Origin of the sequence: Pseudomonas sp. 13B_2.1_Bac1 (assembly GCF_025466155.1) — a bacterium.
Classification (GTDB): Bacteria; Pseudomonadota; Gammaproteobacteria; order Pseudomonadales; family Pseudomonadaceae; genus Aquipseudomonas; species Aquipseudomonas aylmerensis.
Genome location: NZ_JANLOH010000023.1, coordinates 17,564 through 40,218 on the forward strand (window position 1 = coordinate 17,564; position 22,655 = coordinate 40,218).

Annotated in this window: 29 protein-coding genes; 15 read left to right on the plus strand and 14 right to left on the minus strand. The window is 61.6% G+C overall.

What is annotated here, in order from left to right; all coding sequences use genetic code 11:
* Positions 1-4: 4 nt before the first annotated feature.
* The 3 genes from NTD80_RS05020 to NTD80_RS05030 all read right to left on the minus strand — a co-directional run bounded on the left by NTD80_RS05020 (position 5) and on the right by NTD80_RS05030 (position 1,902).
* Positions 5-262 carry a hypothetical protein gene (locus NTD80_RS05020; protein ID WP_003194088.1) on the minus strand — a complete coding sequence of 86 codons (258 nt, stop codon included), beginning with the start codon at positions 260-262 and terminating at the stop codon, positions 5-7.
* Between the two features lie 159 nt (positions 263-421).
* The gene (locus NTD80_RS05025) at positions 422-763 is read right to left on the minus strand and encodes a zinc ribbon domain-containing protein YjdM (RefSeq protein WP_065908466.1); all 342 of its coding nucleotides are present in this window, start codon (positions 761-763) and stop codon (positions 422-424) included.
* A 170-nt stretch (positions 764-933) separates the two neighbouring features.
* Positions 934-1,902 carry a polyprenyl synthetase family protein gene (locus tag NTD80_RS05030; protein WP_065908467.1) on the minus strand — a complete coding sequence of 323 codons (969 nt, stop codon included), beginning with the start codon at positions 1,900-1,902 and terminating at the stop codon, positions 934-936.
* A gap of 239 nt (positions 1,903-2,141) precedes the next feature.
* Between NTD80_RS05030 and rplU the strand changes: the two genes are divergently transcribed.
* From rplU to NTD80_RS05065, 7 genes are all read left to right on the plus strand, one after another.
* The gene (gene rplU / locus NTD80_RS05035) at positions 2,142-2,456 is read left to right on the plus strand and encodes a 50S ribosomal protein L21 (protein ID WP_007950961.1); all 315 of its coding nucleotides are present in this window, start codon (positions 2,142-2,144) and stop codon (positions 2,454-2,456) included.
* A 34-nt stretch (positions 2,457-2,490) separates the two neighbouring features.
* On the plus strand, positions 2,491-2,748 hold the full coding sequence (gene rpmA / locus NTD80_RS05040; protein WP_003205738.1) for a 50S ribosomal protein L27: 258 nt from the start codon (positions 2,491-2,493) through the stop codon (positions 2,746-2,748).
* Between the two features lie 194 nt (positions 2,749-2,942).
* Complete coding sequence (cgtA, locus tag NTD80_RS05045; protein ID WP_010206489.1) at positions 2,943-4,166, plus strand: Obg family GTPase CgtA; 1,224 nt, start codon at positions 2,943-2,945, stop codon at positions 4,164-4,166.
* A 111-nt stretch (positions 4,167-4,277) separates the two neighbouring features.
* Positions 4,278-5,396 carry a glutamate 5-kinase gene (gene proB, locus NTD80_RS05050; RefSeq protein WP_005791305.1) on the plus strand — a complete coding sequence of 373 codons (1,119 nt, stop codon included), beginning with the start codon at positions 4,278-4,280 and terminating at the stop codon, positions 5,394-5,396.
* Positions 5,397-5,411: 15 nt separating this feature from the next.
* On the plus strand, positions 5,412-5,876 hold the full coding sequence (locus tag NTD80_RS05055) for a CreA family protein (RefSeq protein ID WP_048722903.1): 465 nt from the start codon (positions 5,412-5,414) through the stop codon (positions 5,874-5,876).
* A gap of 101 nt (positions 5,877-5,977) precedes the next feature.
* Positions 5,978-6,460 (plus strand): glutathione peroxidase, encoded by a 483-nt coding sequence (locus tag NTD80_RS05060; RefSeq protein ID WP_262132429.1) that lies wholly within the window; start codon positions 5,978-5,980, stop codon positions 6,458-6,460.
* A gap of 484 nt (positions 6,461-6,944) precedes the next feature.
* Positions 6,945-8,048 (plus strand): NADH:flavin oxidoreductase, encoded by a 1,104-nt coding sequence (locus tag NTD80_RS05065; protein WP_262132431.1) that lies wholly within the window; start codon positions 6,945-6,947, stop codon positions 8,046-8,048.
* Here the strand turns inward: NTD80_RS05065 and NTD80_RS05070 are convergent.
* Together NTD80_RS05070 and cysZ are read right to left on the minus strand one after the other, a co-directional pair.
* Positions 8,017-9,219, minus strand: coding sequence for a glycosyltransferase family 4 protein (locus NTD80_RS05070; RefSeq protein ID WP_262132513.1), 1,203 nt, complete (start codon positions 9,217-9,219; stop codon positions 8,017-8,019). The two genes, NTD80_RS05065 and NTD80_RS05070, sit on opposite strands and share 32 nt — an antisense overlap.
* Positions 9,220-9,273: 54 nt before the next feature.
* Positions 9,274-10,038, minus strand: coding sequence for a sulfate transporter CysZ (gene cysZ / locus NTD80_RS05075; protein WP_065908480.1), 765 nt, complete (start codon positions 10,036-10,038; stop codon positions 9,274-9,276).
* 294 nt (positions 10,039-10,332) lie between these two features.
* Here cysZ and trxB point away from each other — a divergent pair, with 294 nt between their 5' ends.
* On the plus strand, positions 10,333-11,295 hold the full coding sequence (trxB, locus tag NTD80_RS05080; protein ID WP_262132433.1) for a thioredoxin-disulfide reductase: 963 nt from the start codon (positions 10,333-10,335) through the stop codon (positions 11,293-11,295).
* Positions 11,296-11,483: 188 nt separating this feature from the next.
* Here the strand turns inward: trxB and NTD80_RS05085 are convergent, their stop codons facing one another.
* The 6 genes from NTD80_RS05085 to NTD80_RS05110 form a co-directional block, all read right to left on the minus strand.
* Positions 11,484-11,822 (minus strand): HopJ type III effector protein, encoded by a 339-nt coding sequence (locus tag NTD80_RS05085; protein WP_262132435.1) that lies wholly within the window; start codon positions 11,820-11,822, stop codon positions 11,484-11,486.
* A complete protein-coding gene (locus NTD80_RS05090; protein ID WP_065908484.1) occupies positions 11,815-12,111 on the minus strand; it encodes a DUF1244 domain-containing protein in 297 nt (98 codons plus the stop codon). The genes NTD80_RS05085 and NTD80_RS05090 overlap by 8 nt, the downstream gene beginning before the upstream one ends.
* A gap of 65 nt (positions 12,112-12,176) precedes the next feature.
* Positions 12,177-12,581: a dihydroneopterin triphosphate 2'-epimerase gene (gene folX, locus NTD80_RS05095; protein ID WP_065908486.1), complete on the minus strand. Its 405-nt coding sequence runs from the start codon at positions 12,579-12,581 to the stop codon at positions 12,177-12,179.
* A 2-nt stretch (positions 12,582-12,583) separates the two neighbouring features.
* Entirely contained in the window at positions 12,584-13,144 is a 561-nt protein-coding gene (folE, locus tag NTD80_RS05100) for a GTP cyclohydrolase I FolE (RefSeq protein WP_025858052.1), read from the minus strand.
* Positions 13,145-13,164: 20 nt separating this feature from the next.
* Positions 13,165-13,875 (minus strand): dihydromonapterin reductase, encoded by a 711-nt coding sequence (gene folM, locus NTD80_RS05105; RefSeq protein ID WP_262132439.1) that lies wholly within the window; start codon positions 13,873-13,875, stop codon positions 13,165-13,167.
* Positions 13,876-13,932: 57 nt separating this feature from the next.
* Entirely contained in the window at positions 13,933-14,493 is a 561-nt protein-coding gene (locus tag NTD80_RS05110) for an antibiotic biosynthesis monooxygenase (protein ID WP_262132440.1), read from the minus strand.
* A 212-nt stretch (positions 14,494-14,705) separates the two neighbouring features.
* Between NTD80_RS05110 and NTD80_RS05115 the strand changes: the two genes are divergently transcribed.
* Positions 14,706-15,662, plus strand: a complete 957-nt coding sequence (locus tag NTD80_RS05115) for a MerR family transcriptional regulator (protein ID WP_262132441.1) — start codon at positions 14,706-14,708, stop codon at positions 15,660-15,662.
* A gap of 2 nt (positions 15,663-15,664) precedes the next feature.
* Here NTD80_RS05115 and NTD80_RS05120 read toward each other — a convergent pair whose 3' ends face one another.
* Together NTD80_RS05120 and NTD80_RS05125 are read right to left on the minus strand one after the other, a co-directional pair.
* Positions 15,665-16,270: a hypothetical protein gene (locus NTD80_RS05120; protein WP_065908496.1), complete on the minus strand. Its 606-nt coding sequence runs from the start codon at positions 16,268-16,270 to the stop codon at positions 15,665-15,667.
* A gap of 57 nt (positions 16,271-16,327) precedes the next feature.
* Positions 16,328-16,795, minus strand: a complete 468-nt coding sequence (locus NTD80_RS05125; protein WP_262132444.1) for a PAS domain-containing protein — start codon at positions 16,793-16,795, stop codon at positions 16,328-16,330.
* Positions 16,796-16,923: 128 nt separating this feature from the next.
* Here NTD80_RS05125 and NTD80_RS05130 point away from each other — a divergent pair, with 128 nt between their 5' ends.
* A complete protein-coding gene (locus NTD80_RS05130; protein WP_065908500.1) occupies positions 16,924-17,379 on the plus strand; it encodes a flavodoxin in 456 nt (151 codons plus the stop codon).
* Here NTD80_RS05130 and NTD80_RS05135 read toward each other — a convergent pair.
* On the minus strand, positions 17,360-18,256 hold the full coding sequence (locus NTD80_RS05135; protein WP_201145859.1) for a LysR substrate-binding domain-containing protein: 897 nt from the start codon (positions 18,254-18,256) through the stop codon (positions 17,360-17,362). The genes NTD80_RS05130 and NTD80_RS05135 overlap by 20 nt on opposite strands.
* A gap of 112 nt (positions 18,257-18,368) precedes the next feature.
* On the opposite strand from NTD80_RS05135, the gene NTD80_RS05140 reads away from it, so the two are divergent.
* The 5 genes from NTD80_RS05140 to NTD80_RS05160 all read left to right on the plus strand — a co-directional run bounded on the left by NTD80_RS05140 (position 18,369) and on the right by NTD80_RS05160 (position 22,329).
* Complete coding sequence (locus NTD80_RS05140; protein ID WP_262132448.1) at positions 18,369-18,755, plus strand: CidA/LrgA family protein; 387 nt, start codon at positions 18,369-18,371, stop codon at positions 18,753-18,755.
* The gene (locus tag NTD80_RS05145) at positions 18,745-19,431 is read left to right on the plus strand and encodes an LrgB family protein (RefSeq protein WP_065908506.1); all 687 of its coding nucleotides are present in this window, start codon (positions 18,745-18,747) and stop codon (positions 19,429-19,431) included. Before NTD80_RS05140 ends, NTD80_RS05145 begins: the two co-directional genes overlap by 11 nt.
* 150 nt (positions 19,432-19,581) lie before the next feature.
* Positions 19,582-20,364, plus strand: a complete 783-nt coding sequence (locus tag NTD80_RS05150; protein WP_262132449.1) for a class II aldolase/adducin family protein — start codon at positions 19,582-19,584, stop codon at positions 20,362-20,364.
* A complete protein-coding gene (locus NTD80_RS05155; RefSeq protein WP_065908510.1) occupies positions 20,364-21,269 on the plus strand; it encodes an alpha/beta fold hydrolase in 906 nt (301 codons plus the stop codon). Before NTD80_RS05150 ends, NTD80_RS05155 begins: the two co-directional genes overlap by 1 nt.
* A gap of 148 nt (positions 21,270-21,417) precedes the next feature.
* The gene (locus NTD80_RS05160; RefSeq protein ID WP_065908512.1) at positions 21,418-22,329 is read left to right on the plus strand and encodes an SDR family oxidoreductase; all 912 of its coding nucleotides are present in this window, start codon (positions 21,418-21,420) and stop codon (positions 22,327-22,329) included.
* The last annotated feature ends 326 nt before the right edge of the window (positions 22,330-22,655 follow it).

The following is a 22,655-nucleotide window of genomic DNA, read 5'->3' on the forward strand; positions in this document are numbered from 1 at the left end:
TGGTTCATGGATGGAACTTGCCATTGAGTTCCGTGGCCGGGCGCAACGCTCGGGCATAGCAGAACAGAAACAGATTGCGCACCACTTCCTTGAGTACACCGGGTTCACTCGAACTCAGGCCATTCACGTCCAGGTCGCCCTGGTCCTGCAGTTCATTGAGTGCCTCTTCTTCCAGCACCGCACAGACTTCGCCGGTTTCCCGATGCAGGATCCGCAGGTAAGGGTGTGGACGATCCAGCCAGGCATCTATCAAATAAGTCATGGTCGTTCTCCTTGATGAGTTTCAATGAGAATAATTCTTATTCGTAGAATAGCAAGTGCCTATTGGCGGTTTCCGTTTTTTTCTGTGTGGATATTGCGTTCGATCAACGCAGAGGGCGAAACGCCATCCCGCGGCGGGCGCGGGATGGGGGCAGCAGATTCAGACTTTGCGCACGAACTCGGACTTGAGTTTCATCGGGCCAATGCCGTCGATCTTGCAATCGATATCGTGATCGCCGTCGCACAGGCGGATGTTCTTGACCTTGGTGCCGACCTTGACCACCAGGGACGTGCCCTTGACCTTGAGGTCCTTGATCACGGTGATGGTGTCGCCGTCCTGCAGGACGTTGCCCACAGAGTCTTTCTTCACGGTTTCATCGCCCGCCACTTCGGCCTCGCCACTGGCGGACCATTCATGGGCGCATTCCGGGCAGACCAGCTGGGCGCCGTCTTCGTAGGTGTATTCGGAATTGCATTTCGGGCAGGGTGGCAACGTGCTCACTAAAGCTCCTTGAAAGTCAGGGATGGCTAAAAGTCGCACATTATATAGGGATTTGTAGGGGGGAGGGGACGATGTGGTCTTAATGTGGGAACTGGCTTGCCTGCGATGACTGCAGTGAATTCACTACCGCTATCGCAGGCAAGCCAGTTCCCACATCAAGTGCGGCGCAATCAGTGCGTCCGCGCGACCGCGAACTCACTCAGCTCAACCAGGGCATCCCGGTATTCGCTGGCCGGAAGGGCTTCCAGGCATTTGATCGCACGGGCCACGTAGTCACGCGCCAATTGCGCGGTGTACTCGAGGGAGCCGGAGGCTTCCACGGCGACGCGGATGGCCTCCAGGTCCTCGATCCCGCCTTTCTGGATCGCCTTGCGCACCAGGGCGGCCTGTTCCGGCGTGCCTTCGCGCATGGTGTAGATCAGCGGCAAGGTCGGCTTGCCCTCGGCCAGGTCGTCACCGACGTTCTTGCCCAGGGTCTCGGCGTCGCCCTTGTAGTCGAGCAGGTCGTCGACCAGCTGGAACGCCACGCCCAAGTGATCCCCGAAGGTGCGCAGGGCTTCGGCCTGTTCGGCCGTCGCGCCACACAGGGCGGCGGCGCTGTGGGTCGAGGCTTCGAAGAGCATCGCGGTCTTGCCGCGAATCACTTCCATATAGGTTTCTTCGGTGGTGCTGGCGTCGCGGACCTTGGACAGCTGCAACACTTCGCCTTCGGCGATGATGCGCGTGGCCTGTGAAAGAATCTTCATCACCGGCATCGAGCCCAGCTCGACCATCATTTCGAACGAGCGCGAGTACAGGAAGTCGCCCACCAGCACGCTCGGGGCGTTGCCCCACATCGCATTGGCGGTCTCACGGCCACGGCGCATGCCGGACATGTCGACCACGTCGTCATGCAGCAGGGTGGCGGTGTGCAGGAACTCGATAGTGGCGGCCAGCAGGCGCACGTCATCGCCTTCGCGACCCAGGGCCTTGCCGCACAGCAACACTAATAAAGGACGCAGGCGCTTACCGCCCGCCGACGTAATATAGTCGCCAATTTTGGAGACCAGCGGCACTTTAGACGTCAGCTGCTGCTTGATGATGCCGTCGACGGCGCTAAAATCGTCCGCGACCGCGCGGTAGAAAGCTTGGGGTTGCATCAGCGACAGTCGCTCCAGAAGGGTTGCGCGGCATGCTAGGACCCTGACCCCCGGGTGTCAAGGCGCGATAGGCGGCCACTTGCAACGTATCAAAGCCTTGCGTACAATCGCGCACCCTGAACTTCCTGGGCAGCACCTGCCTTACGCAATTGCATTCGGGACGTCCATCCCATGCAGCCATGCCAGCCAATACCTCTTCTTATAAAGCGCTGGGTGAGCAGGATTATCGGAGAAATACCATGTCGTACGCAGTAATTGTTACTGGTGGCAAGCAATACAAGGTCGCCCCAGGTGAATACCTGAAGATCGAAAAACTGGAAGTCGCTACCGGCGAATCCGTTACTTTTGATCGCGTTCTGTTGGTCGCCAATGGCGATGACGTGAACATCGGCGCTCCAGTTGTTGCTGGCGCTACCGTTGTGGCTGAAGTGATCTCCCAAGGTCGTCACGATAAAGTCCGCATCATCAAGTTCCGTCGTCGTAAGCACCACATGAAGCGTATGGGCCACCGCCAGTGGTACACCGAGATCAAAATCACCGGTATTCAGGCTTAATTTCAGCCTAATTCCTCACTAGGAGAATTGACTCATGGCACACAAAAAAGCTGGTGGTAGTACCCGTAACGGTCGCGACTCAGAAGCCAAACGCCTTGGCGTGAAGATGTATGGCGGCCAGGCTATCAAAGCGGGCAACATCATCGTGCGTCAGCGCGGCACCCAATTCCACGCTGGCTACGGCGTTGGTATGGGTAAAGATCACACCCTCTTCGCTAAAGTCGAAGGCGTGATCAAGTTCGAAGTAAAAGGCGCCTTCGGTCGTCGTTACGTAAGCGTTATCGCAGCTTAATTGCGAGACCGCTGGAAAAGCCCTGTCTTGCGACGGGGCTTTTTCGTTTGTGGGGTGAGTCTCTTGCAAAGCTGTTTGTAATGGGCGAGAGCAGCTGGATGTGTGGTCGTTGCTTGAGGTCGCTGCGCTCATTTTTGCAAGAGTCTTATGTCTTGGTTTTTTAAGCTCGTCCGTGCGGCGAGAGGCGTTTTGTTATGAAGTTCGTTGATGAAGTTTCCATCCGAGTAAAAGCAGGCGACGGCGGTAACGGTTGCATGAGTTTCCGTCGCGAAAAATTCATCGAAAACGGTGGTCCAAACGGCGGTGACGGCGGTGACGGCGGTTCCATCTACATGATGGCCGACGAAAACCTCAACACCCTGGTCGACTACCGTTACACCCGGCACTTCGATGCCGAGCGTGGCTCCAACGGCGGCAGCACCGACTGCACCGGCAAGAAAGGCGAAGACCTGGTACTGCGCGTACCGGTCGGCACCACCATTATCGACTCCGCGACCCAGGAAGTGATTGGCGACCTGACCAAGGCCGGCCAGAAGTTGATGGTAGTGCAGGGCGGCTGGCACGGTCTGGGTAACACCCGATTCAAGTCCAGTACCAACCGTGCACCGCGCCAGACCACGCCGGGCAAGCCAGGTGAGCAGCGTGACCTCAAGCTGGAAATGAAAGTACTCGCCGACGTGGGCCTGCTGGGCCTGCCGAATGCCGGCAAGAGTACCTTCATCCGCTCGGTCTCGGCCGCCAAGCCGAAAGTCGCCGACTACCCGTTCACCACCCTGGTGCCGAACCTGGGTGTGGTCAGCGTCGACCGCTGGAAAAGCTTCGTGATCGCCGACATTCCCGGCCTGATCGAAGGCGCTTCCGATGGTGCTGGCCTGGGGATTCGCTTCCTCAAGCACTTGTCGCGTACCCGTTTGCTGCTGCACCTCGTCGACATGGCGCCGCTGGATGACACCAGCGCACCGGACGCCGCCGAAGTGATCGTCAGCGAGCTGACCAAGTTCAGCCCGTCCCTGGCTGAGCGTGATCGCTGGCTGGTGCTGAACAAGTGCGACCAGATCCTCGAAGAAGAACACGAGGAGCGCGTCAAGGAAATCGTCGATCGCCTGGAGTGGGAAGGTCCGGTCTACGTAATCTCGGCCATCGCCAAAGAAGGCACCGAGCGCCTGACCCGCGACATCATGCGCTACCTCGAAGACCGTGCCGACCGTCTGGCGGCCGATCCGGTGTTCAAGGCCGAACTGGCCGAACTCGACCAGCGCATCGAAGACGAAGCCCGCGCCCAGCTGCAGGCCCTGGATGACCAGCGTGCCCTGCGCCGCAGTGGCGTGAAGTCGGTCCATGACATCGGCGACGATGATTGGGACGAAGAAGACGTGGATGATGAAGACGGTCCGGAAATCATTTACGTGCGTGACTGATCCGTTGCGATAAACTTGAACGCCGCTCCCTGGAGCGGCGTTTTGGTATCCGGGTATAACGTTATGGGCGGCGCTGGGTCGCGTGCAGCCCTCACTCTAAGGTTGAAGAAGATGCGGAGCAAAGTGACAGGTGCGCAGCGCTGGGTCGTAAAGATCGGAAGTGCGCTGCTGACGGCAGACGGCAAGGGGCTGGATCGCGCAGCCATGAGCGTCTGGGTCGAGCAGATGGTGGCCTTGCATGAGGCGGGCGTGGAATTGGTGCTGGTGTCGTCCGGGGCGGTTGCCGCCGGGATGAGCCGCCTCGGCTGGACCGCGCGACCCAGCGCGATGCACGAACTGCAAGCCGCCGCCGCTATCGGCCAGATGGGCCTGGTGCAAGCCTGGGAATCCAGCTTTGCCGAGCACGGCCGCCACACGGCGCAGATCCTGCTGACCCACGACGACCTGTCCGACCGCAAGCGCTATCTCAATGCCCGCAGCACCCTGCGCGCGCTGGTGGAGCTCAAGGTCATCCCGGTGATCAACGAAAACGACACCGTGGTCACCGACGAAATCCGCTTCGGCGACAACGACACCCTGGCCGCCCTGGTGGCCAACCTGGTGGAAGCCGACCTGCTGGTGATCCTCACCGACCGCGACGGCATGTTCGACGCCGACCCACGCAACAACCCCGATGCCCAGCTTATTTATGAAGCGCGTGCCGATGACCCGGCGCTGGACGCCGTGGCCGGCAGCGTCGGCGGTGCATTGGGCCGTGGCGGCATGCAGACCAAGCTGCGCGCAGCCCGTTTGGCCGCACGCTCCGGCGCCCACACGATTATCGTCGGCGGGCGCCTGGAGCGCGTGCTGGATCGCCTCAAGGCTGGTGAGCGCATCGGTACGCTGCTGTCGCCGGAACGCGGCATGCTGGCGGCGCGCAAACAGTGGCTGGCCGGTCATCTGCAAACCCGTGGCACCCTGGTGCTGGATGAAGGCGCGGTATCGGCGTTGTCCCAAGGCAACAAGAGCCTGCTGCCAGTCGGCGTCAAGTTGGTCCAGGGCAGCTTCCGCCGTGGCGAAATGGTGGTGTGCGTGGCGCCGGATGGTCGTGAGATCGCCCGTGGCCTGGCCAACTACAGCGCCCTGGAAGCGCAGAAAATTATCGGACAATCGTCTGATGCGATTGTCGGACTTCTGGGTTACATGGCGGAACCGGAACTGGTGCACCGCGATAACCTGATCCTGGTTTAACCAAAGGAATACACGATGCGTTTAATGAAGGGATTGCTCGGCCTGCTGCTGGCCATGCCGTTGCTGGCTTCGGCTGAAGAGATCGGCCAGGTGTCGACGGTGTTCAAGTTTGTCGGCCCCAATGATCGAATCGTGGTCGAAGCGTTTGATGACCCCAAGGTCGACGGCGTGACCTGCTACCTGTCGCGTGCCAAGACCGGCGGCGTCAAGGGCGGCCTGGGCCTGGCCGAAGACCGCGCCGAAGCTTCGATTGCCTGCCGCCAGGTCGGCCCGATCCGCTTCAAGGGCGAACTCAAGGACGGCGACGAGGTCTTCAAGGAACGCACCTCGTTGGTGTTCAAGACCATGCAGGTCGTGCGCTTTCTCGACAAGAAGCGCAACACCCTGGTGTACCTGGTCTACAGTGACCGCCTGATCGAAGGCAGCCCGCAGAACGCGGTCACGGCGATTCCAATTCTGCCGTGGCCGACCGCTCAGTAATCCGCAGGCGAGTTTTGTAATCGGCGTCTATGATTGCAGGCTTGCGGGTTGTAATCTCGATACGTCGCAATGCGAAGAACATGGGATATCTGGAGTTCGTCATGAGTGCTTTCCACGACCTGAAACTCAAAGCGTTGGACGGACAAGAGCTGCCGCTGGCGCCCTTCAAGGGGCAAGTCGTGCTGGTGGTCAACGTCGCCTCCAAATGTGGCTTGACCCCGCAATACGCGGCGTTGGAGAACCTCTACCTGCAGTACAAGGACCAGGGGTTCACCGTGCTGGGCTTGCCTTGCAACCAGTTTGCAGGCCAGGAACCGGGCACCGAGGATGAAATCCGCGAGTTCTGCAGCCTCAACTATGGCGTGACGTTCCCGCTGGGCAGCAAGCTCGATGTGAATGGCCCTGAGCGTCACCAGCTGTACCGCCTGCTGGCGGGCGAGGGCGCCGAGTTTCCTGGGGATATCACCTGGAATTTCGAGAAATTCCTGCTTGGTAAAGACGGCCGGGTCCTGGCGCGTTTCTCGCCGCGTACCCCACCGGAAGACCCGTCGATCATCCAGGCCATCGAAAAAGCCCTGGCTTGAATACCGGGCTGGATATAAAGAGCGGCTTTTTTGTTGTGAGCAGGCTTGTCGTGCCCGGCAGGCTTGATGGAGTGAGCCGGCTTGTTGTGCTAGCAGGCTTGCCCCAGCCCAACAGCTACCACGCTCCCCCGCTTTTACCCCTTAATCACCCCCATCAATTTTGTGGTGAGCAGGCTTGTTGTAGCTAGCCTGCTTCATGTGGTGAGCGGGCTTGCCCCGCGTTGGGCTGCGCAGCAGCCCCAAACCCTCCACCTCGGAGTCTCTGAAAAACTGCGCTGACCTGATTGGGGCTGCTGCGCAGCCCAACGCGGGGCAAGCCCGCTCGCCACAAGGTGCCTGCGCAATAGGCGGGCTCACCCCAGCCCAACAGCTACCACGCTCCCCTGCTTTTACCCCTTAATCACCCCCATCAATAGTGCTACCCAGCGCGGCGCGCTGCTCATATTATCCACATCATAAACCCCGTCTTTCGTGGAGTGCTCCCATGCCTGTCCAAGCCTTGTTCAAACCGTTCCAGCTCGGCGCACTGCAGCTGTCGACCCGCGTGGTCATGGCGCCGATGACCCGCTCGTTTTCCCCCGGTGGCGTGCCCAATTCCAAAGTGATCGAGTACTACCGTCGCCGTGCCGCTGCCGGCGTGGGCCTGATCATCACCGAAGGCACTGTGGTCGGCCACAAGGCTTCCAATGGCTATCCCAATGTCCCGCATTTCTATGGCGAAGCGGCACTCGCCGGCTGGAAGAAAGTGGTCGACGCCGTGCACGCCGAGGGCGGCAAGATCGTCCCGCAGCTGTGGCACGTGGGCAGCGTACGTCGCATCGGCACCGAGCCTGACGCCAGCGTGCCGGCTTACGGCCCGATGGAAAAACTCAAGGACGGCAACGTGGTCGTGCATGGCATGACCGTCGAGGACATCCAGGATGTCATTGCCGCCTTCGCCCAAGCCGCCAAGGATGCCCAGGGCATCGGCATGGACGGCGTGGAAATCCACGGCGCCCACGGTTACCTGATCGACCAGTTCTTCTGGGAAGGCAGCAACCAGCGCACTGACGAATACGGTGGCAGCCTGGCCAACCGTTCGCGCTTTGCCATCGAGCTGATCCAGGCCACCCGCGCCGCCGTGGGCCCGGATTTCCCGATCATCTTCCGTTTCTCGCAGTGGAAGCAGCAGGACTACACCGCGCGCCTGGTGCAAACCCCCGAGGCATTGGGGGCGTTCCTCAAGCCTTTGTCCGACGCCGGCGTGGATATTTTCCACTGCTCTACTCGCCGTTTCTGGGAGCCGGAGTTCGAAGGTTCCGACCTCAACCTGGCCGGCTGGACGCGCAAGCTGACCGGCAAGCCAACCATCACCGTCGGCAGCGTCGGCCTGGATGGCGAGTTCCTGCAGTTCATGGTCAATACCGACAAGGTCGCGCAACCGGCAAGCCTGGAAAAGCTGCTGGAGCGTCTGAACAACGACGAGTTCGACCTGGTGGCCGTCGGCCGTGCATTGCTGGTCGATCCGGATTGGGCGCTGAAAGTGCGCGAAGGTCGTGAAGGCGACATCCTGCCGTTCAGTCGTGAGGCGTTGACGACGTTGGTTTAAGCGGCGACAGGACGGGCAGCGGATGCCCGTCCTCGCACACCCCGCGCAACTGACGCTCGAACTGCTCGATAATCGCCGGCCAGCCCTGGCGGCTCGCGTGTTGGCGCGCATTCAGTCGGGCCCTGCGCAAGGTCTCGCGTTCTTCCAGCAGCCAGATCGCGGCATCGCAAAATGCATCCTCATCCCCGGGCATCGCCAGCACGCCGTTGTAGCCATGGCGGATATGCTGGGTGGCGGCCGCCTGGTCGTAGGCGACCACGCCGAGCCCGGAGGCCATGGCTTCCAGCACCACGTTGCCGAAGGTTTCGGTCAGGCTGGGGAACAGGAACAGATCCCCTGAGGCGTAATGCCGGGCCAACTCTTCGCCACGCTGGGTGCCGCAGAACACGGCGTCAGGGAGCTCCCTCTCGAGCAGCGCGCGTTGCGGACCGTCACCGACGATGACCAGCTTCAAGCGGCGCCACGGGTAGGTCGCCTGCACTGCATCAAAGCAGCGCTTGAGCAGGCCGAGGTTTTTCTCCTGGGCCAGGCGCCCCACGTGCAGCACTGCGATATCGTCGTTTTCCAGGCCCCAGCTTTCGCGCAGGGCACTGTCGCGCCTGGCCGGATGGAACAGCTGGCTGTCGACGCCGCGCGACAACATCCCCAGTCGCTCGAAATGCCGGCGCTCCAGTTCCAGGCGCTGGCTGGCGCTGGGGACCAGGGTCAGGGTCGAACGGTTGTGAAACCAGCGCAGGTAGTGAGTGACCATGCGGCTCAGCAGGCTCAAGCCGTACTGGTTCGAGTACTGCTGGAAATTGGTGTGAAAGCCGCTGACCACGCTGATCCCCAGGCGCCGCGCGGCACGCAATGCCGACAGTCCCAGCGGGCCTTCGGTGGCGATGTACAGCACGTCCGGGCGCTGGCGCGTCCAGCGGCGCAGCAATTTGTGCATCGACGACTGGCCCCATTGCAGCCCTGGATACCCCGGCAACGGCCAGCCGCGGCACAGCAGCAGGCCATCGTCGCTGGGACGGCTCTGGTCCGCGCCCTGGCGCGGGCGCACCAGTTCGACCTGATGGCCGCGCGCGCGCAAACCGTCGCACAGGCGGCCAAGGGTATTGGCCACCCCGTTGATCTCTGGCGGGAAGGTTTCGGTGATCAGGGTGATGTGGAGCGAGGCTGTCGTCATGACCCACAGTGTCGCCGTGGGCCATGTCGTCATTGTGTCATCCAGATGATGGATTTATGACTTGGCGATCTGCTGCGCCGCCATTGCCTCGGCGCCTTGCTCACGCACCCAGAACAACGTGGCGCCGGCCACTGCTGCCGGCATCATCAGCAGGTTGACCACCGGCACCAGCAGCACCAGGTAGACGATGCCGCCGAAGCTCATGCTCTGCCAGCGTTTCTGGCGCAGCCAGGCGAGCATTTCGTTCCAGCCCAGCTTGTGGTTGTCGGCCGGGTAGTCGATGTACTGGATCGCCATCATCCACACGCCGAACAGCAGCCACAGCGGCGCCGCGATCAGGTTGACCACCGGGATGAACGACAGGATAAACAGGCCGATGGCCCGTGGCAGGAAATAGCCCAACTTGCGCATTTCCCGGGCCAGGGTACGTGGGACCATCGCCACCAGCTCGCCCCAACTGAACGGGGGGAAGTCATCGGTACCGCGCACCACCACCTCGACCTTCTCGGCCAGGAAGCCGTTGAACGGCGCGGCGATGATATTGGCGAGCATGGTGAAGGTGAAGAACACCATCAGCACCACCAGCACCACGAACAGCGGCCACAGGATATAGCTGAGGAAGCTCAGCCAGCCGGGCAGCGTCGGCATCAGCGTGTCGACCCACAGGCTGAACTGATGGCCGGCAAAATAGATCAGGCCGACGAACAGCACCAGGTTGATCGCCAGGGGCAGCAGCACAAACAGGCGCAGGCCGGGGCTCAGGACCAGTTTGAGGCCTTCACGCAGGTATTGCGGGCCGGAAAGAGCGGGGGCGGGCATGGAGAACTCCGAGCAGGATGACGAACGCGCCGACCTTACCGGCTTTGCATCGGCGGCGAAAGCGTGGCCGGTTTGACGACATCAACGGTAACAAAGGCGTCGATTAATCGATCTGACTGCATAGAGACCCGCTATGAGCTGGATTGTTATTGCGTATTTCCTTAATCTTGCCCCCCTCGATACGCTGCACCCATTATTTTTCAGGGCCTGCGAGTTCAAGCCTTCCCCAAGTGCTTCGTGGTCCCTTTTTTATTCCAGCTGCCTTGTTGTCCGGGCGGTCGATAGGAGTGAGTCATGTCTGATACCCGTCATTCGCGAGTGATTATTCTCGGTTCCGGCCCTGCCGGTTACAGCGCTGCCGTCTACGCTGCCCGCGCCAACCTCAAGCCGCTGCTGATCACCGGCATGCAGGCGGGCGGTCAGTTGACCACCACCACCGAAGTCGACAACTGGCCGGGCGATGTCCACGGCCTGACCGGCCCGGTGCTGATGGAGCGGATGAAAGAGCACGCCGAGCGTTTTGAGACCGAGATCGTCTTCGATCACATCAACCAGGTCGACTTCTCGAAAAAGCCTTATAGCCTGACCGGCGACAGCGGCGTGTACACCTGTGACGCGCTGATTATCGCCACCGGCGCCAGCGCCCGTTACCTGGGCCTGCAGTCGGAAGAAGCGTTCATGGGCAAGGGCGTTTCCGCCTGCGCGACCTGCGACGGTTTCTTCTACCGCAACAAGCCGGTCGCCGTGGTCGGTGGTGGCAACACTGCCGTCGAAGAGGCGCTGTACCTGGCCAACATCGCCAGCACCGTGACCCTGGTTCACCGTCGCGAGACCTTCCGCGCCGAGAAGATCCTGATCGACAAGCTGCACGCCCGTGTCGCTGAAGGCAAGATCATCCTCAAGCTCAATGCCACCCTGGACGAAGTCCTCGGTGACAACATGGGCGTGACCGGTGCCCGCCTGAAAAACAACGACGGCAGCTTCGACGAGCTGAAAGTCGACGGCGTGTTCATCGCCATCGGCCACACCCCGAACACCTCGCTGTTCGAAGGCGTGCTGGAGGCCAAGGACGGTTACCTGGTCGTGCAGGGCGGCCGTGAAGGCAACGCCACGGCGACCAACATCGAAGGCATCTTCGCCGCCGGTGACGTGGCTGACCACGTGTACCGCCAGGCCATCACCTCGGCTGGCGCCGGTTGCATGGCCGCCCTGGACGCCGAGCGTTACCTCGACGGCCTGCAGAACGCTTCGTTCTGAACCCGTTGAAATGAAAAAACCGGCTGCGAGGCCGGTTTTTTTATGCGCGGGATTTGATGATCCAGCGCTATCTCAACGTGATAATCCAATCACTGTGGGAGCTGGCTTGCCTGCGATAGCGGTGTGTCAGTCACCGACGTCATCGCAGGCAAGCCTGCTCCCAGATTAAATCGGGTTTGCAAATTGAATCAGCGGCGCGTCAATGGCTGCTGAGTGAACTTCACACCGGCCAATCCATGCTCGATCAGTGCACGAATGTTGCCGTGGTCACTGCCCTCTGGCGTCGCCACCACCGAGCGGTAGTGCTCACCAAACGCGAGCAACGCTTCCTGATCGCTGAAGCCTTCCAGCAGGGCCAGGCCCAGGGTCTTGCACGAGCCTTCGTTCTGGCCGGCGGCGTTTTCCACAGGGCCGTTGGTGAAGGCCTGCGGTTGGTAGTCGTAGCCAGCGGCGACAAAAGCCAGGGTATCGGCGAAGACGTGTTCGCCACTGTTGAGGCTGGCGCGCAGGGTGTTCAGGTCAGTCATGGGTTTTTCCTTTGGCGAACGCCGCCTGTTGGTCGGCGCTGGCTTCTTTCTGGTATTGGGCTTTCCACTCGGCGTACGGCATGCCGTACACCACTTCACGCGCGTCATCGAGGCTCAGCTCGATGTGGCGCTCATCGGCCTCGGCCTTGTACCACTTGGACAAGCAGTTGCGGCAGAAACCGGAGAGGTTCATCAGGTCGATGTTCTGCACATCCTTGCGGCTGTCCAGGTGCGCCACCAGCCGGCGGAAGGCGGCGGCTTCGAGTTCGAGGCGTTGTTGGTCGTTCATGACGGTCTCTTCGAGACAGCTTCAAGCGGGTTAGCTTCAAGCTGCAAGTGGGAATGAGGTTGGCTTTAACGTGTGGCTTGAAGCTTATCGCTCGAGGCCGGGCGGCTCGCCGCGAGCGTTATCGAAACCGACTCGGCAAAGCGCAGCGCATGCGGCTTGTCGACTTCGACTTCGGCGTACAACACCGATTCGTTGCTCATCACCAGGTCCAGCAGCTCCTGGGTCAGGCGCTCCAGCAGGGCAAAACGATTGCCTTCGACGTGGGCGATGATCGCCTTGGTGATGGTGCGGTAGTTCAGGGCATGGTCGATGTCGTTGTCGCGCACGGCTTCCTGGGCGGCATACAGGATGGTGAGGTTGATCAGCACGTCCTGCTTGTTGAGGATTTCGTCCTCGTTGATGCCGATGAAAGTGCGCAGGCACAGGTCCTTGACCCGGATGCGCGCCATGCCTGGTTGAAGTTGTGGCATTGCTACTTGCTCCGTCCAATCAGTTGCAGGAACTCCATGCGCGTGGTGTTCGACTCGCGGAACGCGCCGAGCATCACCGAGGTGTTCATGGTTGAATTCTGTTTTTCCACACCGCGCATCATCATGCACATGTGCTTGGCCTCGATGACCACGGCCACGCCGGCGGCCTGGGTCACGTCCTGGATGGCGTCGGCGATCTGCCGCGTGAGGTTTTCCTGGATCTGCAGGCGCCGGGCGAACATGTCGACGATGCGCGCCAGCTTCGACAGGCCGAGCACCTTTCCGGTTGGAATGTAGGCCACGTGGGCCTTGCCGATAAAGGGCAGCAAGTGATGCTCGCACAGCGAGTACAGCTCGATGTCCTTGAGGATCACCATCTCGTCGTTGTCGGAGGCGAACAGGGCGCCGTTGACGATTTCTTCCAGGTTCTGCTCGTAGCCATGACACAGGTACTGCATGGCTTTGGCGGCACGCTTGGGGGTGTCGAGCAAGCCTTCGCGTTCCGGGTCTTCGCCCAGGCCCTTGAGGATCTCGCGGTAGTGGTGGGGCAGGGACAAGGTCATACAACATCCTCACAAACGGCTTACTTGATATGCCGCCCGCCGTTGACGGTCAGGGTGGTACCGGTGACATAGGGGTTGTCCAGCAGGTAACGCAGGCTCTGGTAAATCACTTCGGGCCCGGGCTCGATGCCCAGTGCCGACTTGGCCAGGACCTTGGTGCGGTAGGCCGCGTCGTCGTGCTCGTTGAACATCACCATCGCCGGGGCGATGCCGTTGACCTTGATCAGCGGCGCGAACTGCGCGGCAAACGACAGCGTAAGGCTGTCGAGCCCGGCCTTGGTGGCGCAATAGGCGATGTGCTGGCGGCTGCCCTTGCGCACCACATCGTCGCTGATGTGCACGATGTCGGCGGGCGAAGAGCGTTGCAGCAAAGGTGAACAATGCAGGTTGATCAGGTACGGCGCAAGCATGTGCACGCTGAACATGTCGGTAAAGGCGCGGCTTTCGTCGCCGGGTGCTTCCGCGACCCAGGCCGAGGCGTTATGCACGATCGCACGCAGGCACTGGGTATGCGTGTTCAATTCATCGATGAACGCCAGGATCCCCGCTTCGCTGGAGAGGTCGGCAAACACGCCGATCGCACCGCGTTCGCGCAAGGCCTGCACGCCGGGGCGTTCGCTGCGGTAGCTGAAAATCACCGCGTGGCCTTCGTCCAGCAGGCGCTGGGCACAATGCAGGCCGACACGCTGGCCGGCGCCGGTGATCAGGATCGGGGCGGGGGTGGATGTCATGGGAGGCTCGAGTCGCTGGCAGAGTGAAACTATACCAGCGACCGACCGCCCCTGTACTCACGCGGCGGCTTCAGTCGCCTTGCGCGGAGTGGGCGCAGGATGCAGCCAGTTGGCCAGCAGATGCGTGGACAACGGGATGAACCAGTAAACCATCAGTGGCGTCAGCGCCATCGTGCTCACCAGTATGCGCGGCGCCAGCTCCAGCTCGCTGAGCAACGGCCCGAGCACGAAGTTGAACAGCAGCGACACCGGGAAAAACGCCAGCCAGATCGCCACCGCCTGTTTCCAGCGCGGCGGTCGTGCGCCAACCGCACCGAACCAGCCATCGATACCGCTGACGCGATGTTCGGACGGGTCGGCAAACAGTTCGCTGCCACGGCTCAGCCAGGCACTGCGCGAGGCCGAAAACTCCCAGGCATGCAGGGTTTTCTCGTCGGCGAAGCGGAAAATAATCTGGAATTCATCGTCATTGGGCGGCGGTGCGAGCACGCCGGAACCCAGGTAACCGGGGAAGTCGGTCGCCAATTGCTCGCCTTCGCGCAGCCAGGCCATCAATTCTTCATAGCGACCTTTGGCCACGCGGCGCGCAACCATCAGGGTGACGGGTGAGGTAGACATTGTGTATCTCCAAGTAATCAGGTGCGCTGGGCCGGGTAGGCGGCGCACAAACGTAGCGCCCGGGTAGGGCGGCTACGTAAAAACAGGCAAGGATTATTCCTGTTTCCGCGAAATACGCCAGATACTTTGGTCGGCTCGCGGCACAGCTTGAATCAGAGGCTTGAATCAGCGTTAAATGAGGTCCACATCGACACGGATGTTTTTCAACGCTGATGCCCGAAATTACTGCTCCTCACGCCGAAATGGCGCACGCCAGCGTCATCGATCCCGCTGATCTTTTTCCGATTCGCGAAGTCGCCCGGCTGACCGGCGTCAACCCGGTCACCCTGCGTGCCTGGGAACGTCGCTACGGTCTTATCCAGCCAACCCGCACTGAAAGCGGGCATCGGCTGTACTCAAGCACCGATATCGACACCGTGCACCGCATTCTCGACTGGATCGAGCGCGGTGTCGCCGTGAGCAAAGTAGGCAAGATCCTCGCGCGTGACACCCTGTGCAGCGAACACGCCACGCCTTCGCGCGTCGATACCGAACGCGAATGGAGCCAATGGCAGGTGCAGCTGCGTCTGGCAATCAGCGCCTTTGACGACCGCCAGCTCGACCGCCTGTACGCCCAGATTTTCGCAGCCTACCCGGTCGCGGTGGTGTTCCAGAGCATCATCATGCCGCTGTGGCAGCAATTGCTGCGGCATCAGGGGCACTTCGGCCAAGCCAGTGAGTGGCTGTTCTTCGACGCCTTCCTGCGCGCCCGTGTCGCGCAACGCCTGCACCTGGCCAGCGCCTCGGCAACGCCGCGGATCCTGCTGTCGGCGATTGTCGGTGAGTGTCGGGAGCTGGAGCTGTTGGTGGCTGGGGCATTGATCGGCTCCGATGACCTGGCGGTAAAGGTGTTTGCCGTTGGCCAGCCGTTCGACGAGTTGACCCTGGTTTGCGAGAAGACCCGGCCGCAGGCGTTGGTGCTGTTTTCCAATCGCTCGCCCGGCGCCGATTTGCCGCTGCGGCTGCAGCGCCTGGCGCTGACCCTCGATTGCCCGCTGCTGCTTGCCGGTGACGCCTCGGACCTGGCCGAAGCCAGCCTGGCGGGCTCTTCCATCGGCTGCCTGGGCAATGAAGGGCGCTCGATGCAGCACCGCCTGCAGCAATTTCTGCGTGGCAGCCTGGACACCTGATCTCAGGCGTGGACTTCGGGGTGGATCAAGCGATGCTGGTGCAGGATGAACTGGCGCAGGCGCTCGGTTTCACTCACGTCGCTCTGGTCCAGGCGGTAGGCAAACAGGCCACGCGCGGTTTCGCGTTCCAGCGTGCCGCGCAGTGCGATTCGCTCATAACCCGAAGGGCTGAACCACAGGGAAAAGGTTTTCGGCGGCTTGATCCGCCCGCGGATCTCCACCAGCACGCCTTTGAATGACACTTCATGCACCCATAAGGCGCTCAGGTTGCCCCTGATGTTCTCCAGCGCCACCGGAGTTTCCAGGGCCAGGCGCCAAGGCCGGATCATCGGCCCGTCCTCGAAAATCGTCGGCACGCCCAGGCGCAGATGCAGCGCATGAAATTCGTCTTCCACCAGGTGCAGGGGGAAGGTGAGTTGCTGGTTGTCGAACTGCGCTTGAATAGTCAGTTGATCATGGGCGGCCAGTCGCGTGAGCAAGTCGCGAATCTGCGCGCCGCCGTTGACGGTCAGGCTCGACGATGCGTCCCGCAGGTTGAGCTGCGGGTTGTGTTGCATCATCTGAATAAAATCCAGCTCGTCCTGCGTCAGAAGTGTGTCGCGGTGCATGAGGCGTGCTCACGGGGAGGTATTAAAACGCCATTATCCTCTTAATGGCCGGTTTTTCTAAGTTTTGTTCGATCCGCTCGTCGCTTTGAGCGTCGCCAGCTCGGCCTTGACCTGGGCCAGCTCGGCTTCCAACTGGGAAACCCGCTGCTGCGCCTTGACCTGCACGGTGACGTCCTTTTGAACGCCGACAAAATAGGTCTGCTTGTCCGCCTGGTTGCGCACCGTGGACAATGACAGCTCGTTCCAGAAGTGGCTGCCATCCTTGCGGTAATTACGCAGGGTTTCACGGCACGAACCGCCGCTCTCCAAGGCCTCGCGGATGGCCATCAGTGCCGGCTGGTCACGGTCGCCCGATTGCAGGAAGCGGCAATCCTGGTAGAGGATTTCATCGAGGGTGTAGCCGGTCATCCGTTCAAATGCCGGATTGACGTAGATCAGCGGCTTGTCCTTGCCTTCGCGTTCGGCGACGACGATGCCGTCGTTGGAGGCGTTGATCACCATTTGCATCAGGTGGGCGTTGATCATTGAGCGGTCCATGGCGTGTGGGGGTGCTGGCAGTTTATGACAGGCGCCGAATGTTGCACGGTGTGCACCGAAATATTTGCCACAGCTGCTAATATCCCACGCTTTCGCTCAACTACAGGATCAGATTGATGAAAGTCGCCATCCTTTCCGGCTCGGTGTACGGCACGGCTGAAGAAGTCGCCCGCCACGCCGCAGGCATCCTCAACGCGGCCGGTTTTGACGCCTGGCACAATCCACGCGCGAGCCTTGCGGACGTGCAGGCGTTTGCCCCCGAGGCGTTCCTGGCGGTGACCTCGACCACCGGCATGGGTGAGTTGCCGGACAACCTGCAACCGTTGTATTCGACCATTCGCGACCAATTGCCTGCTGCCTGGCGCGGCCTGCCCGGTGCGGTGATCGGCCTGGGCGACGCCAGCTACGGCGACACCTTCTGTGGCGGCGGTGAGCAAATGCGCGAGCTGTTCGCTGAGCTGGGCGTGCGCGAAGTGCTGCCGATGCTGCGCCTGGACGCCAGTGAAAGCGTGACCCCCGAAGCCGACGCCGAGCCGTGGCTGGCCGAGCTGGTCACAGCACTGCGCGCTTGACCGGAAACTCACGCAGCAACGCCAGCCAGGCTTGTGCGGCTCTCGACAGATAGGCGCCTTCACGCCAGATAAAGGCAATGTCCCAGCGCAGGAAGTCGGGCGCCTTCAGTGTCAGGCGCACGACGCCCGGTCGCACCAGCCCACGGGCGACCACGCTGGGTAACAGCACCACACCCTGGCCTGCCGCGACCAGCGCCGCAAGAAAGTCGGCCTGGCCGCTGCGCCCGATTTCCTTCGGGGTAAAGCCCAACTGGTGGCACGCCTGCATCAGCCGGTCGTTGAGGACAAAGCTGCGTTGGTACATCAGGAACGGCGTGTCGGCCAATTCCTCCAGGCGTACCTGGGCGTTGTCCGCCAGCGGGTGATCAATCGGCAGCAGTGCATCCAGCGGCTCATCGCAGAAGGCTTGCCAGGCGAACGCCGGGTCGCTGGGCTTCAAGCTGCCGCCGACTTCCAGTTCACCGCTGAGAATCGCCTGCTCGATATTGCGGCTGCCGCCTTCCAGCAACTGGATGGTGACGTTCGGGTAGCGCCGCCGATACTCGGCAAACAGCCCGGCAAACAATGTATCTCCCGCCAGCAGCGGCAGACCCAGGCGCAACTCGCCGCGGGTGAGCTGGTGCATATCGTCCAGCTCGCTCAGCAGTTCGGTCTGCAGGCGCAGCATGGCCTCGGCGCGTTGCAGCACCACCTGGCCGGCGGCGGTCAGGCGCACCTGCGAGCCGATGCGGTCGAGCAGCGGCGTACCGAGGCTTTGCTCCAGCTGCGCCACTTGCTTGCTGACGGCGGACTGACTGATGTGCAGGGTTTTCCCGGCCTGGGTAAACCCGCCACGGTGGATCACTTCGACAAAGCTGCGCAGCTGTTTGAATTCCATGGGTGTGCATCCCGCTCGCTATTCCAGGGTGGAATAGCTGGCAGTCTAACAATTCGCTGTGGGGATGGAAGGCGGCTCTCTAAAATGGGCGTACTGCGAGGATCCAAAGCCCATGAAACGTTTCACCTTCAAACACCTTGGCCGTTTGTTGACCGAACTGGTTGTGTTGTTGGCTATCTACCTGCTCGGCACTCAACTGGCGGTGTGGCTGGACTGGCCAATCCCTGGTGGCGTGGTGGGGCTCGGGCTGTTGCTGGCGACCTTCGCCAGTGGCCTGGTCAAGCCGGCAGCCCTGCAACTGGGCGCCGGGGTGTTGATGGCGGAAATGCTGCTGTTCTTCATTCCGGCGCTGATGAGCCTGCTCGATTACGGCGGCCTGCTGCGCAACGACGGCTGGCGCATCCTGCTGGTGATCGGCTTCAGCACGCTGGCGGTGATGCTGGTGACGGCCTTTACGGTGGAAGCCGTGTGCCGCTGGAGGCTGCGCCATGAAGCTTGAGCTGATGCCGGTGTTCTGGCTCGCACTGACCCTGGGCGCGTACGTGTTCAGCCGCTGGATCTATCGGCGTACCGGTCGCTACCTGTTGTCGCCGCTGATCCTGGTCCCGGTGCTGTTGCTGGCGGTGGCCGTGCCCATGAAGACCGCCTACGCCGAATACGCCACCGACACCCACTGGCTGATGCTGGTGCTGGGCCCGGTGACCGTGGCGTTCGCCGTGCCGATCTGGCAACAGCGGCGCTTGCTGGCGCGGCACTGGTCGGCGTTGCTGCTGGGCATGGTGGCAGGCAGCGCGGCCTCCATCGGCACCTCGTTCGGGTTGGCCAAGGCGCTGGCGCTGGACAGCTCGGTGACGATGTCGCTGGTGCCGCGCTCGATCACGACGCCGTTCGCCATGCCGGTGTCGTCCGACCTGGGCGGCGTACCGGAGCTTACCGCCGTGTTTGTGATGTTCACCGGTGTCTTCGGCGCAATGCTCGGCGGCGTGCTGCTCAAGTGGTTGCCGCTGCGCACGCCGCTGGCGCGTGGTGCGTTGTTTGGCGTGGGCGCCCACGGCGCCGGCGTGAGCCGCGCCCATGAAGTGGGCGGTGAAGAAGGCTCGGTGGCGGGTCTGGTGATGGTGTTGACGGGCTTGCTCAACCTGTTCGCCGTGCCTTTGTTGGCGGCACTTCTCTGACGCGACACGGGCTACTTTCAACTATTCTGCGTAGTGACTCGCTCGGTCATCAAGCTGGCTGCGAAGGCAACTACGCCTGCCATGAGGTCTGACTAGACTGGCCCTTCACCCAAAAAAACAATAAGAAAGCGCGCCAAGGAGGTCATTGCCGTGAGCCTAGCCCCCGTTCTATCGCCACAGAATGTCAAAGACCAGGTCAGTGCTGCCGAATGGCAAGCGCGTGTCGACCTGGCCGCCTGCTATCGCCTGGTGGCGCTGCATGGCTGGGATGACCTGATCTTCACTCATATCTCGGCCAAGGTGCCGGGCACCGATGATTTCCTGATCAACCCGTACGGGCTGATGTTCCACGAGATCACGGCGTCGAGCCTGGTCAAGGTCGACCAGGCCGGCAACAAGCTGATGGACAGCCCCTACGAAATCAACCCGGCGGGCTACACCATCCACAGTGCCATCCATGAAGTTCGCCACGATGTCACCTGCGTGCTGCACACCCATACCGCCGCCGGTGTAGCGGTGGCCGCGCAGAAACAGGGCGTGCTGCCGATCAGCCAGCAATCGATCTTCGTGCTGTCGAGCCTGGCCTATCACGCTTACGAAGGCGTGGCGCTGAACCACGAAGAAAAGGCCCGCCTGCAGGCCGACCTTGGCGACAACAATTTCCTGATGCTGCACAACCACGGTCTGCTGACCTGTGGCAGTACCATCGCCGACACTTTCCTGATGATGTTCACCTTCCAGCGCGCCTGCGATATCCAGGTGCTGGCACAAAACGGTGGCGCCGAGTTGATCCCTATCGGGCCGCAGATTCTCGCCGGTGCCAAGGCGATGGTGGCTGCTGTCACCAAGAGTGCACAAGGTATGGGGGGCGCGCTGGCCTGGCCGGCGCTGCTGCGTAAGTTGGATGCTCAAGACCCTGGATATAAAAGCTGATGCCACTCGCCGAGATCCCGCTGAGAGCCTGGCGCAAGCGCGGGCAGGAATTCGTCTTTCGTGGCCGCACCATCCGTTACTGGGTGGCGGGGCAGGGCGAGCCGCTGCTGCTGATCCATGGTTTCCCCACCGCCAGTTGGGACTGGCATTACCTGTGGCAACCACTGGCCCAGCGCAACCTGGTGATCGCCTGCGACATGCTCGGCTTCGGCGACTCGGCCAAGCCTTTGAACCACACCTATTGCCTGCTCGAGCAGGCTGACGTGCAACAGGCCTTGCTCGAACACCTGCGGGTGGAGCAGCCGGTTCACGTGCTGGCCCACGACTACGGGGACAGCGTGGCCCAGGAACTCCTGGCGCGGCACTATGAAGGTCGGTTTCACATGGCCAGCTGCGTGTTCCTCAACGGTGGGCTGTTCCCCGAAACCCATCGCCCGGCGCTGGTGCAAAAACTCTTGCTCAGCCCCCTGGGCTGGATGATCGGCCGCGCCTTCGGGCGCAACGCCTTGTCCGACAGCTTCAGCCAGATCTTCGGCCCCGACACGCGCCCCAGTGAAAGCGCCCTGGATGATTTCTGGAGCCTGATCAACTGCAACGACGGCACGCGCATCCTGCACAAACTGATTGCCTACATCCCCCAGCGCCGACGCCTGCGTGAGCGTTGGGTGGATGCCATGCAACGCGGCGAAGTGCCGCTGCGTGTGATCGATGGCGAGGTAGACCCGATCTCCGGCGCGCACATGGTCGAGCGCTACCACCAATTGGTGCCCCACGCCGACACCGTGCTGCTGGCCAATATCGGCCACTACCCGCAGATCGAGGCGCCCGTGCAGGTGCTCAAGCATTACCAGGCGTTTCGGGACCAGGTCGGGCATCCGGTGTTGGAGCTGGCTTGCCTGCGCTAGCGGCATTGTCCCAGGCCAGTCATCGCCCAGAACCCGCAATCATCCCGCTGCCTTATCGAGCACCATTCAGCCCTGGCCGTATTTATTGTGACCAGGCGCGCCTTGCCGGACACTCGACTCATTCCCATTGTCGCCTTTGGAGTTCGGTATGAGTGAGTCAGTGCAGTTCCAGGATAAGGTCGTGATCGTCACCGGCGCCGGCGGCGGATTGGGCCGCGCCCATGCGCTGCTGTTCGCCCGGCACGGGGCCAAGGTGCTGGTCAACGACCTGGGCGGTTCGACCCAGGGCGAGGGCGCCAATGCCTCCGCTGCCGATCGCGTGGTCGCCGAAATCCGCGCCGCCGGCGGTATCGCCGAGGCCAACCATGACTCTGTCACCGAAGGTGACAAGATCGTACAGAACGCCCTCGACGCGTTTGGCCGCATCGATGTGGTGGTCAACAACGCGGGCATCCTGCGTGACAAAACCTTCCATAAAATGGACGACAGCGACTGGGACCTGGTTTACCGGGTGCATGTCGAAGGCGCCTACAAAGTCACCCGCGCCGCCTGGCCGCACCTGCGTGAGCAAGGCTATGGCCGGGTGATCTTCACTGCGTCCACCTCGGGCATCTACGGCAACTTCGGCCAGTCCAACTACGGCATGGCCAAGCTCGGGCTGTATGGCCTCACCCGTACCCTGGCCCTGGAAGGGCGCAAGAACAATATCCTGGTCAATGCCATCGCTCCCACCGGTGGCACGCGCATGACTGAAGGCCTGATCCCGCCGCAGGTGTTCGAGCGCCTCAAGCCTGAATTGGTCAGCCCGCTGGTGGTGTACCTGGGCAGCGAGGCGTGCCAGGAAACCTCAGGGCTGTTTGAAGTGGGCGGCGGCTGGATCGGCAAGACTCGCTGGGAGCGCAGCCTGGGTGTGGGCTTTGATCCCGAAGCCGGTTTTTCGCCGGACGATGTGGCGGCGCATTGGGCGCAGATCTGCGACTTCGAAGGTGCGGCCCACCCCAAGGACAATATCGAGGCCTTGAAGGAGATGATGGCCAATTTGCAGAAGTACAGCCTCTGATCATTGCCTGAAAAAGATTGAATCCCACGGGGCGCTGATGGCGCCCCGTTTTATTTCGGACAAAAAAAAGCCGCTGCAAACGCAGCGGCTGAAGTCAGACGTTGGATCAAGGAGCGACAAATCAACGTCAGTGAACACGGGTAACGGATTGAAAACAGGCATCAATCCATTTAAAGCTGGCTGTTCTTCCTGTCGAGGAAGCGGGCCGTTTGCCCTGAAAGCCCGGTAAGAATAGTCGCTTGTTACAAAATGAGTAATGCCGGTTCATGACAAGGACTGTTACCGAAGCGGCAATAATCAGTGCCCGTGCCATCCATGCGCCTGAT